Consider the following 14642-nt stretch of genomic DNA (forward strand, 5'->3'; position numbering starts at 1 on the left):
TCCTGTTGATGATTTCAAGCTATGGAAAAGGACGGCCGCAGGCAAATGCCTAAATTGACTATGAATTGCTGGCTTTCGCCATACAGCTTTTTTAGGGTGCGCATTGATGCGCACCAGGTCGAAATTTACACCTTTTTCAGGCTGCCAAACGTCTGTTTGCCGTTAAAGAACGTCGCCATCACCGGCGCGATGTGCGCAACAGCTTCCGCAGAGCAACTGGCGTTAACCAGCATCATAGTGGCGTGGTCCTGCGCTTTCGGCCATTGCTGTTCGCCGTGGCTATTCAGCGGCAACACCTCGTTGGTGGCGATACCCAACGCGCGGCTCAGAGAATACTCATCCGGCCCACGATAGAGCTGCGAATAGACGTTGGCTTTCTCCAGCATGCTGCCGCTGCCAAAGGGCTGCCAGTGATCGGCGATGGTGTCGGTGCCCGACCACACCGGCACGCCAGCGGCGCGCAACTGCGGCAGCGGCATGATTACGCGACCAATCGGTACGGTGGTGGCGATACTAAACTGCTGCTCTTTCAGCTCCTCAATCATCGCCGTCAGTTCGTTACCCTGTAACGTCCCCAGGGCAAAGGCGTGACTGAGGGTGACTTTGCCTTTTAGCTGCGGATTGTCGCGCACCGTTTTCAGCATGTAGCGGATCGCCGCCACACCGTGCGGTTCGGTTTCATGAAGATGAATATCGATCGGTGCAGCGAAATCGAGCGCGATGCTGAACAGGGTATCCAGTGACTTTTCCATCGCGCCGTCAACGTTGGTTGGATCCAGTCCACCGACATAGTTCGCGCCCATCTTCATCGCTTCGCGCATCATGCCTTCGACGTTTGAGCGAAGTAATCCGTGTTGTGGGAAGGCGACAATGTCGGCATGAAAATCATCACGATGGTTGGCAATCGCCTGCTGCAGATGCTCCAGACCGTGTAATTTGCTGACCGGATCGATGTTGCAATGGCTTCGTGCAGAACTGCTGCCTTTGGATTGCAGCAGGCCAATCAGTTTCCCGGCACGGATTTCAGAAGTCGGCAGCAGTTCGGGCAGGATCTGTTCTTCCTGATGAATCATATCGATCACGCTGTGGCGCGGCAGCGGGGCGCGCCAGCTTTCGCCGTAAAAGGTTTTATCGAGATGAATATGCATGTCGCGCGTGGCGGGCAGCAGCAGATAACCTGCGGCGTCCCACGTTGGCAGATTAATGCTGACGCCCGCAGGATGAACGGCGGCAATCTTGCCAGCATTCACCTCAACATCATAAAAACCGGTTTGCGTGGCGGTGATGACATCCTGTTTGCGGATAAAGGCTTCCTCCAGGCGCACATTACGCAGCAGAAAGTGCATGACATCAACGCGGCCGGCAGGCGCCGGTTGGCAGGTTTCTACCGCCTGAATGCTGCGGCTCATGCCCGCGCTGAGCAAGGTGCCTGCGGCGGTGAGTTTCATGCCGGCGGAAAGAAAATCCCGGCGATTGCCGGGTGATAAGAGGCTCATGAATTATTCTCCTTGTAGGGGAGAATAACCCTAAAATAGCCGCTGGCAGGGCGCTGCGATATTTTCCACTGCTGGCTATGGTGAAAACTAATGACCGCAGTGATTGCTACTCAGCGAGATGAATTCGTACCTGATGATTTCCGACGTCGCAGCTGAGTGTGATGGCATCATCGGCACTCAGCACATCATCCAGCCACAGCTGATAAGCGCCGGGCGTGTGCCGCATCTCAATCTCATAGCGCGCGGACCCTTCATGATAAATCACCTTTGCGCCCGGCCATGCTTTGGGCAGACGCGGACGCAGCCGCAATTTTTCGCCGTGGCGCGTGATGCCGAGCAGGCTTTCGATGATCAGCTGATAAGTCCAGCCCGCCGACCCGGTGTACCACGTCCAGCCGCCGCGACCTTCATGGTTCTCGGCGCTGTAGACATCCGCCGCCATCACGTAAGGTTCGACTTTGTAAGTTGCAACAGCATTCGCATCCAGGCTGTGATTGATCGGATTGATCAGCGCCAGCAACGCCCATGCGCGCTCGACCTGGCCCATCTCGGCGAACGCCATAATTGCCCACAGCGCGCCGTGCGTGTATTGCCCACCGTTTTCACGGATGCCAGGCAGATAACCGCGAATGTATCCCGGATTGGGGCCTGCGCCATTGAACGGCGGCGTCAGCAGTTTAATCAGGCCGTTATCGCTATCCACCAATTGCTGATCGAGCGCCTGCATCGCCGAGGCGCATTTGTCGTGATCGCCAGCCGCAGACAGCACCGACCAACTCTGCGCGATGGCATCAATGCGACATTCGGCGTTGCGCTGTGAACCCAGGGTTTCACCGTTATCGAAGTAGCCACGCAGGAACCATTCACCATCCCAGGCGAGCTGATTGAGCGCCGTTTTCAGCTTCTCCGCCTGTTGTTCGCACAAGCTGGCGGCTTCCGGCTGATCGATACGTGTGGAGAGCGCGGCAAAGCGCGTGAGCACGCTGTAGAGGAAAAAGCCGAGCCAGACGCTTTCACCTTTACCGGCAATACCCACTTCGCTCATGCCGTCATTCCAGTCGCCGGAACCCATCAGCGGCAAACCATGCTCACCAAACCGCAGACCATGCTGGATGGCACGCAAGCCATGCTGCCACAGGTTTTCCTGCAGCTGACTGACGTTCGGCAGGCTGTAAACTGACTCTTCTTCGGCGGTGAGCAGTGGCGCTTCAAGATAGCTAATCGGCTGTTCTAACAGCGCAAGATCCTCCGTGGCGGTGATGTAGTGGCAGAGTGCAAAGGGCAGCCAGAGATAATCATCTGAGCAGCGGGTGCGCACGCCGCGTCCGGCAGGCGGATGCCACCAATGCTGCACATCGCCTTCAGGGAACTGGCGGGAAGCGCATAGCACCAGCTGATCGCGCAGTAAGTTTGGCGCGGCGTGGGTGAGCGACAACGTATCCTGCAACTGATCGCGGAAGCCAAACGCGCCACCGGACTGATAATAACCGCTGCGCGCCAGCAAACGGCTGGCCATCGTTTGGTACAGCAGCCAGTTATTCGCCAGCAGATTCACCGCCGCATCGGGCGTCTGCACCTCGACTTTGTTGAGCAAACCGCGCCATTGCTGTTGTACCTGCTGCAGCTCGGCTTCTGCTTGTTCGGTGGGCAGAAATTGCTGCATCAGCGTCAACGCCGCTGCGGTATCTTCCGCCGCGCCTAACACGAACACCAGCGTGCGCGTATCGCCGTCAATCAAGGTGACCAGCGTTTGCAGAGTGGCGCAGGGATCGAGTCCCGCGCCGGTGTTACCCGACAAGCCTCGCGCTTGCATCATCGCGGGCTTGCGCGTCGAACCATTGCGGCCCAGACACTCAAGGCGATTACCGCTGAAAGCAATCTGATTGCCGGATGCGGCGAAGAAGGCGGTGCGCATCGATCCGCTGCTGGTATAGGGATTTACCGCCAGAATGGCGCTGCCATCTGCCACTATCGCCGAAGAAGTTTGTACATGGCGGGCAGATTGGCTCACCAGCTCACCCAGCACCCATTCGACGTAGCCGGTGATCGACAAATGACGGGTTTTGCCAGACAGATTACTGAGCTGAATCAGGGTGATTTTCACCGCCTTTTCGCCAGCCACGAAAGTGGTGAGCGTGCTGCTAATGCCTTGCTCCTGATGCATAAAGCGGCTGTAACCCATGCCGTGCTGCGCCAGATAATCTCCGGCGCCGCGCATCGGCAGCGGCATAGGTGACCAGACATCGCCGCTCTCCTCATCGCGCAAATAAAAGGCTTCGCCCGACGTATCGCTGACCGGATCGTTGTGCCACGGCGTCAGGCGGTATTCATGCGCATTTTCATACCATGTGTAGGCCTGACCACTTTCTGAAATCACGCTACCAAACTGTTTATTTGCCAGCACATTGCACCAGGGAGCGGGCGTCTGCTGATGTGGGGACAACAAAATGTGATATTCACTGCCATCGGCGCTGTAGCCGCCGGTGCCATTAAACAACTGCATGTTTTCCGGCTCAGCGAGGCGGGCGGGCGCAGCAAAGGCCTGTTTATGCGCCAGGAAGCGGCAAGGCGGCGCCACCGGCTGCGGTTTTAACAGCACCGTCAGCTGGTCGGCCAAACTGCCGTTGCGGCCTTCCAGCACCACGGCAGCTACGCTGAGTAGCAGCGTGACATCTTCGGGCGCAAAGTGCTCGCTTTGGCGCAGGAAGATGCCGCCAGGCTTATCGGTCAGCATCTGCATCTCGCCTGATGAAATCATTTTGATCAGCTGATTTTGCAACAGCTGCTGATAGCCGATTTGCTCGCCGTTGAGGATCACCAAATCTACCGTCAATCCTTTCTGGCGCCAGTATTGATGCGCTTTAATCATATTGCTCACCAGGCTGAGCTGGGTACCGTTTTCGATGCGCACCAGCACGATCGGTAAGTCGCCAGACAGCGAGTGTCGCCACAGCGACGATTGTCCCAGGCGATTCTGCTGCAGACGTTGGCTGTCGCCGCGCATTTCAGGGCTGGCAAAAATCACCGCGCTGGCGAGCTGGTTATACAAACTGGCATCTTCAGCGAGGATATTCAGCTGACGCAGCGCCACCTGACTGTGCGAGGCCGCCATTTCAAATACCCGATTGGCGTAGACATTGTTGCGATACTTCTCAATCAAGCCAAGGCAGACATCACGCTGCGTGGTGACGCCATACACCAGATCGAGGGTGACTGATTTACCCGCTTTGATGGCGATTTTCTGGCGAATCGACATTAGCGGATCGAGCACCGCACCGGCGCTGCCGCTGAGTACACCATCGGCTGCCATCGCCTGCGGATCGGCGGCGGTTCTGCCGCGACCAATAAACTGTGCGCGGTCAGTTTCATAATGCGTATCGCGCTCGCTGGTGCCATGAATCAGCAGGGCGTGGAACATCCACAGCGGTTCGGTTTTCTCATCGCGCGGGCGGCGATGCGCCAGGATCGCTTCCAGTTCAGTGACGATTTCGGTTTGCACAAACAGGTTGCTGAACGCCGGATGCGCCATATCGCTGGCGGCAGAAGCCAGCACCACTTCCGCGTAGCTGGTGATGTCTATTTCACGCAGCTGGCGTGAATGGTTGGTCAGGACGATGCGGCGGATTTCCACATCATCTTCTGGCGACACCACCACCTGAGTGCGGGTGCTGAGCGTTTCCATGCGCGATTCAAACTCCGCGCCGGCGTCGGTAAAGCGCGCAATGTGCTGCGGGCGCGCATCACCGCTGGGCTGGAACGTCGGGCTAATCAGCTCGCCGGATTGGCGATCGCGGATGTAGCAGAAGATACCGTGCTGATTGCTGGTGCCATCGGCGCGCCAGCGGGTTAACGCCAATCCTTTCCACTGGCTATACCCGGTGCCGGATTGCGTCACCATCACATGATAATTGGCATTCGACAGCAGCTGGATTTGCGGCAGATGCGCCGCCGAGCCGCTGAACTCGCGCAGTTCGGGCGTATCTGAACGCGGTTTGATCTCGCTGGTGTCAACGAACTGCCGACGCGGGGTATACAGCTCAATGTCATCCGGCACGCGCTCCTGCAGCAGCAAGTAGGAAGACTGGAAGCGCGCACTCGACATAAACCGCGCCACCATCGGCGCTTCATGCAGCAGGTGCGAAATCGCCAGAAAACCCATGCCCTGGTGATGCGCCATGTAGGTTTTCACCGCGACAAATTGCTGGCCGCGCACCAGGCGCTGCGCGGTGAAATCGAGCGCCTCGTAAAAACCGTATTTGCCGCAGGCACCCATTTTCTTCAGTCGCATCAGGTTGTCGGTGGCCTGATGCGGCAGCACCATCAGCGCCAACAGCGAGGCGTAGGGCGCAACCACATGATCATCGTTGAGGCCACGCTTCAGCCCTAACTCTGGCGTACCAAAGGCTTTGTATTGATAGTTTTGGCTGTCATCGAACGCGGCGTAAGCCGACTCGGAGACGCCCCACGGAATCTGCGCGGCATCACCGGACGCGATCTGCTGCTTCACCGCCGACAGTGCCATTTTTTCCAGCAGCGTATCCGGGTAAACCGGCATCACCAGATGCGGCATCAGGTACTCAAACATCGAGCCGCTCCACGACATCACCGCCGGTTTGTTATCCAGTTGGGTGAACAAACGGCCCAGCACGAACCAGCTTTTTACCGGCAGCTGATTAGCAGAGATGGCGTAGTAGTGCGTCAGGCGCACTTCGGACGGGAAGAGATCGTAATGGCCTTTATCGAGCGCGCCGCTGTCAAGATTGTAACCCACGCTGAGCAGCGCGGTTTTTTCGACATAGAGAAAGCGGAAATCCATTTTTGCATGATCTTCCAGCCGTCCTTCCAGCTCCAGCAAGGTCGCCATGCGTTCACGTGCGGCCCACATCACAGACGCCGCGAGCTGAGAGTTGAGGCCGGGGCGATGAAGTTCCAACTCACTCAGCCACAGCAGAGAAGGTAAGGCGGCAGGCAGATCATCATCCGGCGTGAGCCAGCTGAAAAACAGCGTCCACTCCTGCTGCAAATCGCTGAGCTGGTGGATAAACCGTTCGAACCATTTCACCTGCAACGGCGGCAGCTGCATCTGCGCCAGCAGAATTTCACTCTGCGCGATCAGCGACGAGAGATGACTGGCAATCGCAACGGGCGCGGCCTGTTGCAGCGCATCAAACTGCGCGGTTAACTCATCCCAGCGATCGTTACGCTCTGTGCCCATCTGCGCTTTCGCCAGCAGCAAGGTGTCATGCAGACCGGCCATGATCACTGGCAAGGCGAGCACCGGCAGATGCTTCCACTGCGCAAGCCCGGCCTGCAGGGTGGCGAGGTGCGCGGCGAGATTGCCGCTATCGACGGTGGAGACGTAGCGCGGATTTAATGGCTTCAGCGTGTAAGTGTCATACCAGTTGTAGAGATGTCCACGAAAATGCTCCATGCGATCGAGGCTATCCAGCGCGGCGAGCGAACGGGCTATCACCGGTTTCTGCGTAATGTAGCCAAAATCCCATGCGGTTAAATTGGCCAGCAGCGACAGGCCGATATTGGTTGGCGAGGTGCGATGCGCCACCACCGGCTGCAACACTTCCTGAAAGTTATCCGGTGGCAAGTGGTTATGTTCGGCGGTGACGAAATCTTCAAACCAAGCCCAGGTGTGACGAGCGGTGTGGCGCAAAAACTGTTGCTGCTCAGCGGAGAGCTTTTTCTGGCGCGAATGGGCCGGTTTACTCAACTGCCACAACAGCCACGGTGTGATTAGCCACAGCAGCGAGATCGGCAACGCCAGCGCAATCAATTCAGGATTAACCAGCGCGGTTAAAAGTGACAGTGCAACGCCAGCTGCTGGGTTAAACCACATCGCCTGATAAAAATGGCGCAGTGACGGCGTGGGCGATGAACTGCCCGCCGAGGCGCTTTTCCATTCATGGAGAAACTGCCCGCTCACGTTGAGTCGCCACAGCGTGACGATAATCGCCTTCAGCGACCAGTAGCTTTCATGCGGTAGTGTCGCCAGCGTCAGTCCCGCGCGGCTCAGGCGCATTAACGCATCCAAAGACAGGATAGAGAGATGATGCTGCCAGGCGCGCGTCTTGCTTTTGCGCATGCCTTCCATGCTCAACGCTAAGGCGCTGGGCAACAGCAGGAACAGCGCAATGCAGCCGAGCCAAAACGGCGGATTCGCTACCCAACTAAATGCCAGGAACATCAGCAGCAGCAAGGCGGGCGCAATCAGACTGCGACGCAGGTTGTCGAACAATTTCCAGCGCGACAGTGCACTAAGCGGATTGGCCTGATAGCCGCCATCCTCCAGACGCACGCGCAGTTTTAGCCAGTTCAGCAGCTGCCAGTCACCGCGTACCCAGCGAAAACGCCGCGCGACATCGCTGAGATAGTTATCCGGGTAGTGTTCGTACAGCACCACATTGCTGACCACGCCAGAACGCGCATAACAGCCTTCCAGCAGATCGTGGCTGAGCACCAGATTTTCCGGGCAGGTATTACGCGTCGCGCGGGTAAAGGCAGCCACATCGTAAATGCCTTTGCCGACAAACGAACCTTCGCCAAACAGATCCTGATAGATATCGGAAGACATCGATGAATACGCATCGTTGCCCGGCACGCTGCTGGAGAGACGCGCGTAGCGGCCCTGGCCGAAGGGCGGAATCTCCTCCGCCAGACGGGGCTGCAGAATGGCATAACCTTCCACCACGCGATTCAGGCTGTCATCAAACACCGGCGCATTGAGCGGATGCGCCATAATGCCAATCAGCTTGTGCGCGGTTTCTCGCGGCAGAATGGTGTCGCTATCGAGGGTAATGACGTATTTCACCGTGCGCATTTGCGCTTGGCTGGCGCCGACGATGACGTTAAACATCTCCGCTTCGCCCTGCAGCCAGCGATTGAGCGCATGCAGTTTGCCGCGCTTACGCTCATAACCCATCCACACGCCCTGCGAAGGGTTGTGCACGCGGTTGCGATGCAGCAGAGAAAACAGCACATCATTGTGCGACTTGCTGCTGTAACGGCGGTTGAGCGCCTGAATTTTCAGCACTGCGTAACCGATGATTTCGGCATCATCGTCATCGTGTTCGGCCGCGCTGTCGGTGAAATCGGCCAGCAGCATAAAGCTGATGTTGTCGAGCGCATTACCGAGATAGCTGGTTTCCAGCGACCGCAACAGCGCATCGGTGCCATGTTTGCTGCTGATTAAACAGGGGATCACCACCAGCGTGCGATCGCCATCCGGTACCGCCAGCTCGTAATCAAGTCGCGGAAGCGGTACCGGATGGCGGGTGCGGGTTGTCACTTCGCTGAGCAGCTGCAGGGCGAGCTGGCTGCTGATTAAGATCACCGCCGGCACCAGTAATAGCCACAGCACCACCGACATCGCGGATTGATGAGTGAAAAACAGCGCTTCGGCGCTGAAAGCGGTGGTCAGTAACGTCAGGCTGCCCAGCCAGGAGAGCAGCGGCGTTTGGCTGAGATGATGGCGCGCCTGATTCAGCCAGGAACGGCGCGGCTTTAGCTGTTGCTCAAGCTGCGCACGCCCTTTATCCAGCAGGAAGTAACCAATATGCTGTTGGCGCGCTGGCAATGCGGCCTGACGGCTCAGCGCCAGCACCTGATTGGCCACGTTTAGCTCGTCGAATTCGCTCTGGCGAGCCAGCTCTTCAATCACATGCCGATATTGATCGCGGCTGTCAAAATGCATCTGCGGATAAATTCCGGCGGGATCCTGCGCCAACACCTGCTCGACGAGGCTCAGCGACTCCACCAAATCCTGCCAGTTGATTTCGCCAAGCTGGCGCAATCCGGCAATGCTGTTGCTGACCGAGAGCTGACTCAGTGCCAGCTGGCGGTTGAATTGTTCAATCACATCCGCAGTATTACGCCCGGTGTTCAGCAGGTGTTGCTCCACCCACGTTAGCGCCAGCGAGTGATTCTGCCCATTCAGTTTACGCGCCAGTTCGGCGACAAACGCGCCGGAAAGCTGATCGTTTTTGTGCGCCATATCGGCGATCACCTGAATCACGCGAGTGGCGTCCCTGGCGGAGTGATGAACGATCTCATTAATCCACGCTTCGGCCTGGCTGCGCTCCTGATGAATCTCAGCAACGCCTTGCGCAATACGTGCGAGGTTATCGAGCAGCGCAAAGCGCAGCATGGCGGGAAGCGCCCAGAGTTCACCCATCAGCAGCGGCGTCACGCGTTGATAAGCATGAATAAAGGTCGCCAACACTGCTGACTCTAAGCGGCCATCACTGTGGCTGATCATCTCATCCGCGATCGCCTGAATGCGCAAAGAGTGCGCGGGGTCTTTCAGCGCAGGTAAACCCTGACCAAATTTGGTGGGCAACAGATGGCGCACCATCCGAATTTGCTCTTCAATAATATAAAAATTATCCAGCAACCATTCGCCAGCCGGTGTCAAATTACGCTTCTCACCGGTACTTAATATTTCAGCGCTTTTTATCAGCGCCTGTTCGTTTTCCGTCAGCCGCTGCAATAATTTATAGCTTTTTTTGGCGTCGGAAAGATGATGCGTTTTTGCCAGACGCTCGCCATATATTTCCATTTGCCGCTCGGAAAAAACATCTGGCCGGTTCGCCTGGTAAACACCGCTGTGATGTAAAAACTCAAAACTACTGCGTGCCGTTGCAGGAAGCGCACTACTGCTAATGAATGGCCCGGTGGAAAGTTTATTTTTCATAATGGCGTCGCAAAAAATCCAATGGATTATAAAAGTCAGCACTATCAACAGGAAAGTTGACGGTATAAGAGAGGGCGAGGGAAAATATTTGTCTGTTTTGAGTATAGTGCCAAATCGATCTTACGGTTGGTTTATAAAATAAAAGTTAATTTAGAACATTTAACTGAACGTAATGATGGGGTTGAGGATCTTTAACGTGGTTGTCAAGTGTGAGTGGCAATGAAAATAATCAGGTGTGTTAGAATCAGTTAACGGAAAAAGGAAATGAATTATGAGCTGGTTAAATCAATTTTTAGAAAGCTTATCACGCCGGGAAGTCAAAACTCAGTGTCCAGTCTGTAAAAAGTTTTGCCCACAATCTTCCTTAAAGCAAGCGCGCGGACAGGCTATGTTGTGCCCGCACTGTAAATCACTGTTTATTGCTGAGGAGTAAGCGAATGCGCCATATTCTTGAATGGATTGATGTAAATGAACAAGCGCCCGGCTACAAGCAGGAGTGCATCGTGCAATTTGAAAATGGTGAGGTGCAGGGCGGCTGGCTTTATGGCGGGCAATCGCGCAGCGGCGAGCATATTTTCCTTGAAGCGCATGCGGAATATGAAACCAGCAAAGAGGTGAATTTCTGGATGTCATTGCCGCCAGCGCAACCGGACCAACTCGCTGCGTTTCATTCGCCGATATGAAAGAGCACAAGATAATATTATCGCTCATATTCGATAAATGACCGTTGCGCTTCAGCCTGATCGACAAACTGAAAAGCGTAAGGATGTATCAGTTGTTCATCACAATACCAGCAGTCATTAACACGTTTAAAAACGTCACCCTGATGAAAGGGTTGAGATTTATCCAGACGCATAACGGCATATTTGCCATTGTTGAAGGTAACTTCATACAGAGAAATTAATCCGAGCGGCATTAATCTGCGTTCGTGAATAATTTCGCCGTTGAGCTCTGGCGGGCCTGGCTTTTTCATTATGTTCTCTCCGATTGACCTGGTTTAAGTCTGGCAATGATTTAAACAATGCGGTGAGTTTATTTTCAGGCTTCGCTTGTGAATTATCTATTGTCCGCCAGGATTAAGTCAGGCTTATGTGCCGGCGTAATTCCTTATTCACTCTCGCCCACGTTTTTACCTATCTGATATTCTATTCTACAAAAAGGCCTTATTATGACGATTAAAACACTGCAAGATCTGTTTGTGCATGATCTCTCTGATATTTACAGCGCAGAAAAACAGATCACCAAAGCGTTACCAAAAATGATTCGCGCCGCCTCTGATCCTAATCTGGTTGCGGCTTTTAAACAGCACCTCGAAGAAACGCGCGGGCAAATTGAACGTATTGATCAACTGGTTGAGCTCACGGATGGCGTGCAGATCAAACGAATGAAATGCCATGCGCTGGAAGGTCTGGCCGAAGAGGCGCAGGAAATTATCGATGAAGTAGAAAAAGGGCCGGTTTGCGATGCTGGACTGATCGGTGCCGCACAGAAAGTTGAGCACTATGAGATCGCCACCTACGGCACCTTGCGCGCCTTAGCCCTGAAGCTGGATTATCAGGATGCCGCCAGGTTACTGGGTGAAACGCTGGAAGAAGAAAAAGCCACTGATGAAAAACTGACGCTGATTGCTGAAGAGCAGGATTAATTCCTCGTAGAGGAGGTTGATGCATCGGCTAAAAATGCCCAACCTCTTCCATCCTGAAAAATCCGCTTGCGAATTCCTGGGTTAAAAATCACTTCATTCTCAGTATGCTAATCCCTATTTTTTCAAACTAACGTTTGAACACTGTTCTGAATACAGAGGGATTTGCATGTCTGCTCATCATCACTCCGCAGAGCCCAAAACGATTTTACGTGCTGGGCGCTTCTTATTGATGCAGAAACTATTACGCCGCGACAAAACGCCCGTTGCACTATTACTGCTGGCTGCGCTGGTCGGTGTGCTAACCGGTTTGGTTGGCGTAGCCTTTGATAAAGCGGTGAATTTTGTGGTGCAGACGCGATTGAGCTGGCTCGCGGATGCCGGTGACAATCTGCTGGTGAAAATAATCGGTGCGTTTTTCCTTTCGGCATTACTAGGCGCTATTGGCTATTTCCTGGTGCGACGTTACGCGCCAGAAGCGGGCGGATCGGGTATTCCTGAAATCGAAGGCGCGCTGGAAGAGCTCCGACCGGTGCGCTGGTGGCGCGTACTACCAGTGAAATTCATTGGTGGCATGGGCGCGTTAGGTTCAGGCATGGTGTTGGGTCGCGAAGGGCCAACCGTGCAACTGGGTGGCAATATCGGCGGCATGTGTGTCGATCTGTTCCGCGTTAAATCTTCTGAATCTCGCCACACGTTGCTGGCAACCGGCGCTGCCGCCGGTTTATCGGCTGCCTTCAATGCGCCGCTGGCGGGCATCCTGTTTATTATTGAAGAGATGCGTCCGCAGTTTCGTTACAGCCTGATTTCCATCAAAGCGGTGTTTGTCGGCGTTATCGTCTCCAGCATTGTTTTCCGCGTGTGTAATGGTAATGAGGCGATCATCAATATTGGTCAGTTGCAGGATGCGCCAACCAATACGCTGTGGCTTTATCTGGTATTAGGCGTGTTATTCGGTGGCTGCGGCGTGGCATTTAATCGCTTCATTTTCCTCGCGCAGGATCAGTTTCAGCGTTTGCACCAAGGTCGCGTGGCACCTTGGGTGATGTGGGGAAGCTTACTGGCTGGCGCGTGCGGCGTGATTGGCCTGGTGCTGCCACAAGCCATCAACGGCGGGATTGCCCTGATCCCCGATTTCTCCAGCGGTAGCTATAGCGCGCTGGCCTTATTTCTGCTCTTCGCACTGCGCACGCTCATCACTATCTGCTGTTTCTCTTCCGGCGCGCCAGGCGGTATTTTCGCCCCGATGCTGACGCTGGGCACGCTGCTCGGCACCTGCTTCGGCCAGCTCTGCATGCAGTGGCTGCCGGGTTTACATTTGGAGCCGGCAACCTTTGCCGTGGCCGGAATGGGCGCGCTGTTTGCGGCGTCGGTGCGCGCGCCGCTGACCGGCATTGTGCTGGTGCTGGAGATGACCAACAATTATCAGCTAATTTTGCCGATGATCATTACCTGTCTCGGCGCAACGCTGGCCGCGCAGTTCTTCGGCGGCAAGCCGCTGTACTCCGCGCTTCTTGCGCGCACGCTGGCGAAGGCGAAACAAACTGCGTAATGCTTGTTGGTCAGCAAAGCGCCCGTGCGGGCTCTGACAAATGAGCCCTTTTCAACAACACGCACCTAAGCTTATTAGCAGGCCGGGGGCGCTTTTGGTCCGGCAATCCGCAGCGCTGAGCGAAGCGAGGAGGCCAGGAGAGCCCGCAGGACGCGGGCGAAAGGCGGAGCCGGGACAAGGATGTCCCGTCTCAGCCGGTCCGTCAGGCCGACGAGTGAAGTGAAGGTACCGCGCAAGCGGCGCGAGGACCGCCGGACCAAAAGTGACTCCGGCCTGCGCATTCGCGCTACAAATCACGTGTTCGTTTAATTAGTGCGCACCGGGCAAAAAGGTATCCATCAACCAGCCAGAAAACGCGGTCATCGCGGTGCTTTCGGGCCGCGATTGCAAACGCGTTAACCAATAGCCGCCGAGATCGATTTCAGCGGCGAAAGGGCGCACCAGCTTCTCACTTTGCAGCAGGTGATTGAAAATCCTCACCGGTGCCAGCGCAATCCCCGCACCTAACAACGCCGCTTCAATCATCGTCAGCGACGAGTCAAAAATCATCACCGGATGCGCAGGCGATGGCGCATGTTCGTTCATGCTTTGCAGCCATTGGCTCCACTCATCACGGCGGAACGAGCGCAGCAGGGTAAATTTGTGCACGTCTGCAGGCTGTTGCAACTGCCGGGCAATGGCCGGATTACACAGCGGTGATAACGGCGCAGGACAAATACACTGCGCCTCGGTGCCGTGCCAGGCGCCGCTACCAAAGCGAATGGTGTAATCGTGGCCTTCGGCAGCCGGATCGACGCGATTGTTGTGGGTGGAGAGTTGCAGCTCAATGTGCGGATAACGGCGGTTAAAATCCTCTAAGCGCGGCAACAGCAAGCCGGTGGCAAAGCTTCCCACCACACCAACTTTCAATTTTTCGCGCATTTGACCGGATGAGAAAAGATCCAGCGTATCGGCAATCCGATCGAAAGAGTCGTTCAGCACGGGCAACAGGCTTTCGCCTTCTGTGGTTAGCATCAATCCGCGCGACACCCGCACAAACAGCTGGCAACCGAGCTGCTGCTCCAGCGATTTTACCTGCTGGCTCACGGCTGCATGGGTTACGTGCAGCTCAATCGCCGCATTAGTAAAACTTAGATGGCGTGCAGCGGCTTCAAAGGCTCTGAGCGCGTTGAGGGGAATATAGGGGCGTGTCATGCGTCTACCTGTAAGATTTTCTATTGTCTGACGCTAAAATTAACAGTTTGTTGC

8 protein-coding genes are annotated in these 14642 nt (G+C 55.5%); 4 read left to right on the plus strand and 4 right to left on the minus strand.

The window, feature by feature from the left end; all coding sequences use genetic code 11:
* Positions 1–125: 125 nt before the first annotated feature.
* Together DEU53_RS09675 and DEU53_RS09680 are read right to left on the minus strand one after the other, a co-directional pair.
* Positions 126–1496 (minus strand): amidohydrolase, encoded by a 1371-nt coding sequence (locus DEU53_RS09675; RefSeq protein ID WP_110866864.1) that lies wholly within the window; start codon positions 1494–1496, stop codon positions 126–128.
* Between the two features lie 106 nt (positions 1497–1602).
* A complete protein-coding gene (locus DEU53_RS09680; RefSeq protein ID WP_110866865.1) occupies positions 1603–10200 on the minus strand; it encodes a GH36-type glycosyl hydrolase domain-containing protein in 8598 nt (2865 codons plus the stop codon).
* Positions 10201–10471: 271 nt separating this feature from the next.
* On the opposite strand from DEU53_RS09680, the gene DEU53_RS23145 reads away from it, so the two are divergent.
* Positions 10472–10633, plus strand: coding sequence for a YnfU family zinc-binding protein (locus DEU53_RS23145; protein WP_217548267.1), 162 nt, complete (start codon positions 10472–10474; stop codon positions 10631–10633).
* Between the two features lie 4 nt (positions 10634–10637).
* A complete protein-coding gene (locus tag DEU53_RS09685) occupies positions 10638–10883 on the plus strand; it encodes a hypothetical protein (RefSeq protein WP_110866866.1) in 246 nt (81 codons plus the stop codon).
* Positions 10884–10900: 17 nt separating this feature from the next.
* On the opposite strand, the gene DEU53_RS09690 is transcribed toward DEU53_RS09685, so the two are convergent.
* A complete protein-coding gene (locus DEU53_RS09690; RefSeq protein WP_110866867.1) occupies positions 10901–11173 on the minus strand; it encodes a hypothetical protein in 273 nt (90 codons plus the stop codon).
* Positions 11174–11368: 195 nt separating this feature from the next.
* On the opposite strand from DEU53_RS09690, the gene DEU53_RS09695 reads away from it, so the two are divergent.
* Positions 11369–11845 (plus strand): ferritin-like domain-containing protein, encoded by a 477-nt coding sequence (locus DEU53_RS09695; protein WP_101761525.1) that lies wholly within the window; start codon positions 11369–11371, stop codon positions 11843–11845.
* A 166-nt stretch (positions 11846–12011) separates the two neighbouring features.
* On the plus strand, positions 12012–13394 hold the full coding sequence (clcA, locus tag DEU53_RS09700) for a H(+)/Cl(-) exchange transporter ClcA (RefSeq protein ID WP_110866868.1): 1383 nt from the start codon (positions 12012–12014) through the stop codon (positions 13392–13394).
* A gap of 309 nt (positions 13395–13703) precedes the next feature.
* Here the strand turns inward: clcA and ampR are convergent, their stop codons facing one another.
* Entirely contained in the window at positions 13704–14588 is an 885-nt protein-coding gene (gene ampR / locus DEU53_RS09705; protein WP_110866869.1) for a LysR family transcriptional regulator AmpR, read from the minus strand.
* Positions 14589–14642: the final 54 nt, after the last annotated feature.

Source organism: Pantoea sp. AG1095, assembly GCF_003208415.1.
Lineage (GTDB): Bacteria > Pseudomonadota > Gammaproteobacteria > Enterobacterales > Enterobacteriaceae > Pantoea > Pantoea leporis.

Excerpts from the sequence above, each read along its gene's own strand:
- DEU53_RS09675 (WP_110866864.1), bottom strand. The coding sequence starts at position 1,496 with ATGAGCCTCTTATCACCCGGCAATCGCCGGGATTTTCTTTCCGCCGGC.
- DEU53_RS09680 (WP_110866865.1), bottom strand. The coding sequence starts at position 10,200 with ATGAAAAATAAACTTTCCACCGGGCCATTCATTAGCAGTAGTGCGCTT.
- DEU53_RS23145 (WP_217548267.1), top strand. The coding sequence starts at position 10,472 with ATGAGCTGGTTAAATCAATTTTTAGAAAGCTTATCACGCCGGGAAGTC.
- DEU53_RS09685 (WP_110866866.1), top strand. The coding sequence starts at position 10,638 with ATGCGCCATATTCTTGAATGGATTGATGTAAATGAACAAGCGCCCGGC.
- DEU53_RS09690 (WP_110866867.1), bottom strand. The coding sequence starts at position 11,173 with ATGAAAAAGCCAGGCCCGCCAGAGCTCAACGGCGAAATTATTCACGAA.
- DEU53_RS09695 (WP_101761525.1), top strand. The coding sequence starts at position 11,369 with ATGACGATTAAAACACTGCAAGATCTGTTTGTGCATGATCTCTCTGAT.
- clcA (WP_110866868.1), top strand. The coding sequence starts at position 12,012 with ATGTCTGCTCATCATCACTCCGCAGAGCCCAAAACGATTTTACGTGCT.
- ampR (WP_110866869.1), bottom strand. The coding sequence starts at position 14,588 with ATGACACGCCCCTATATTCCCCTCAACGCGCTCAGAGCCTTTGAAGCC.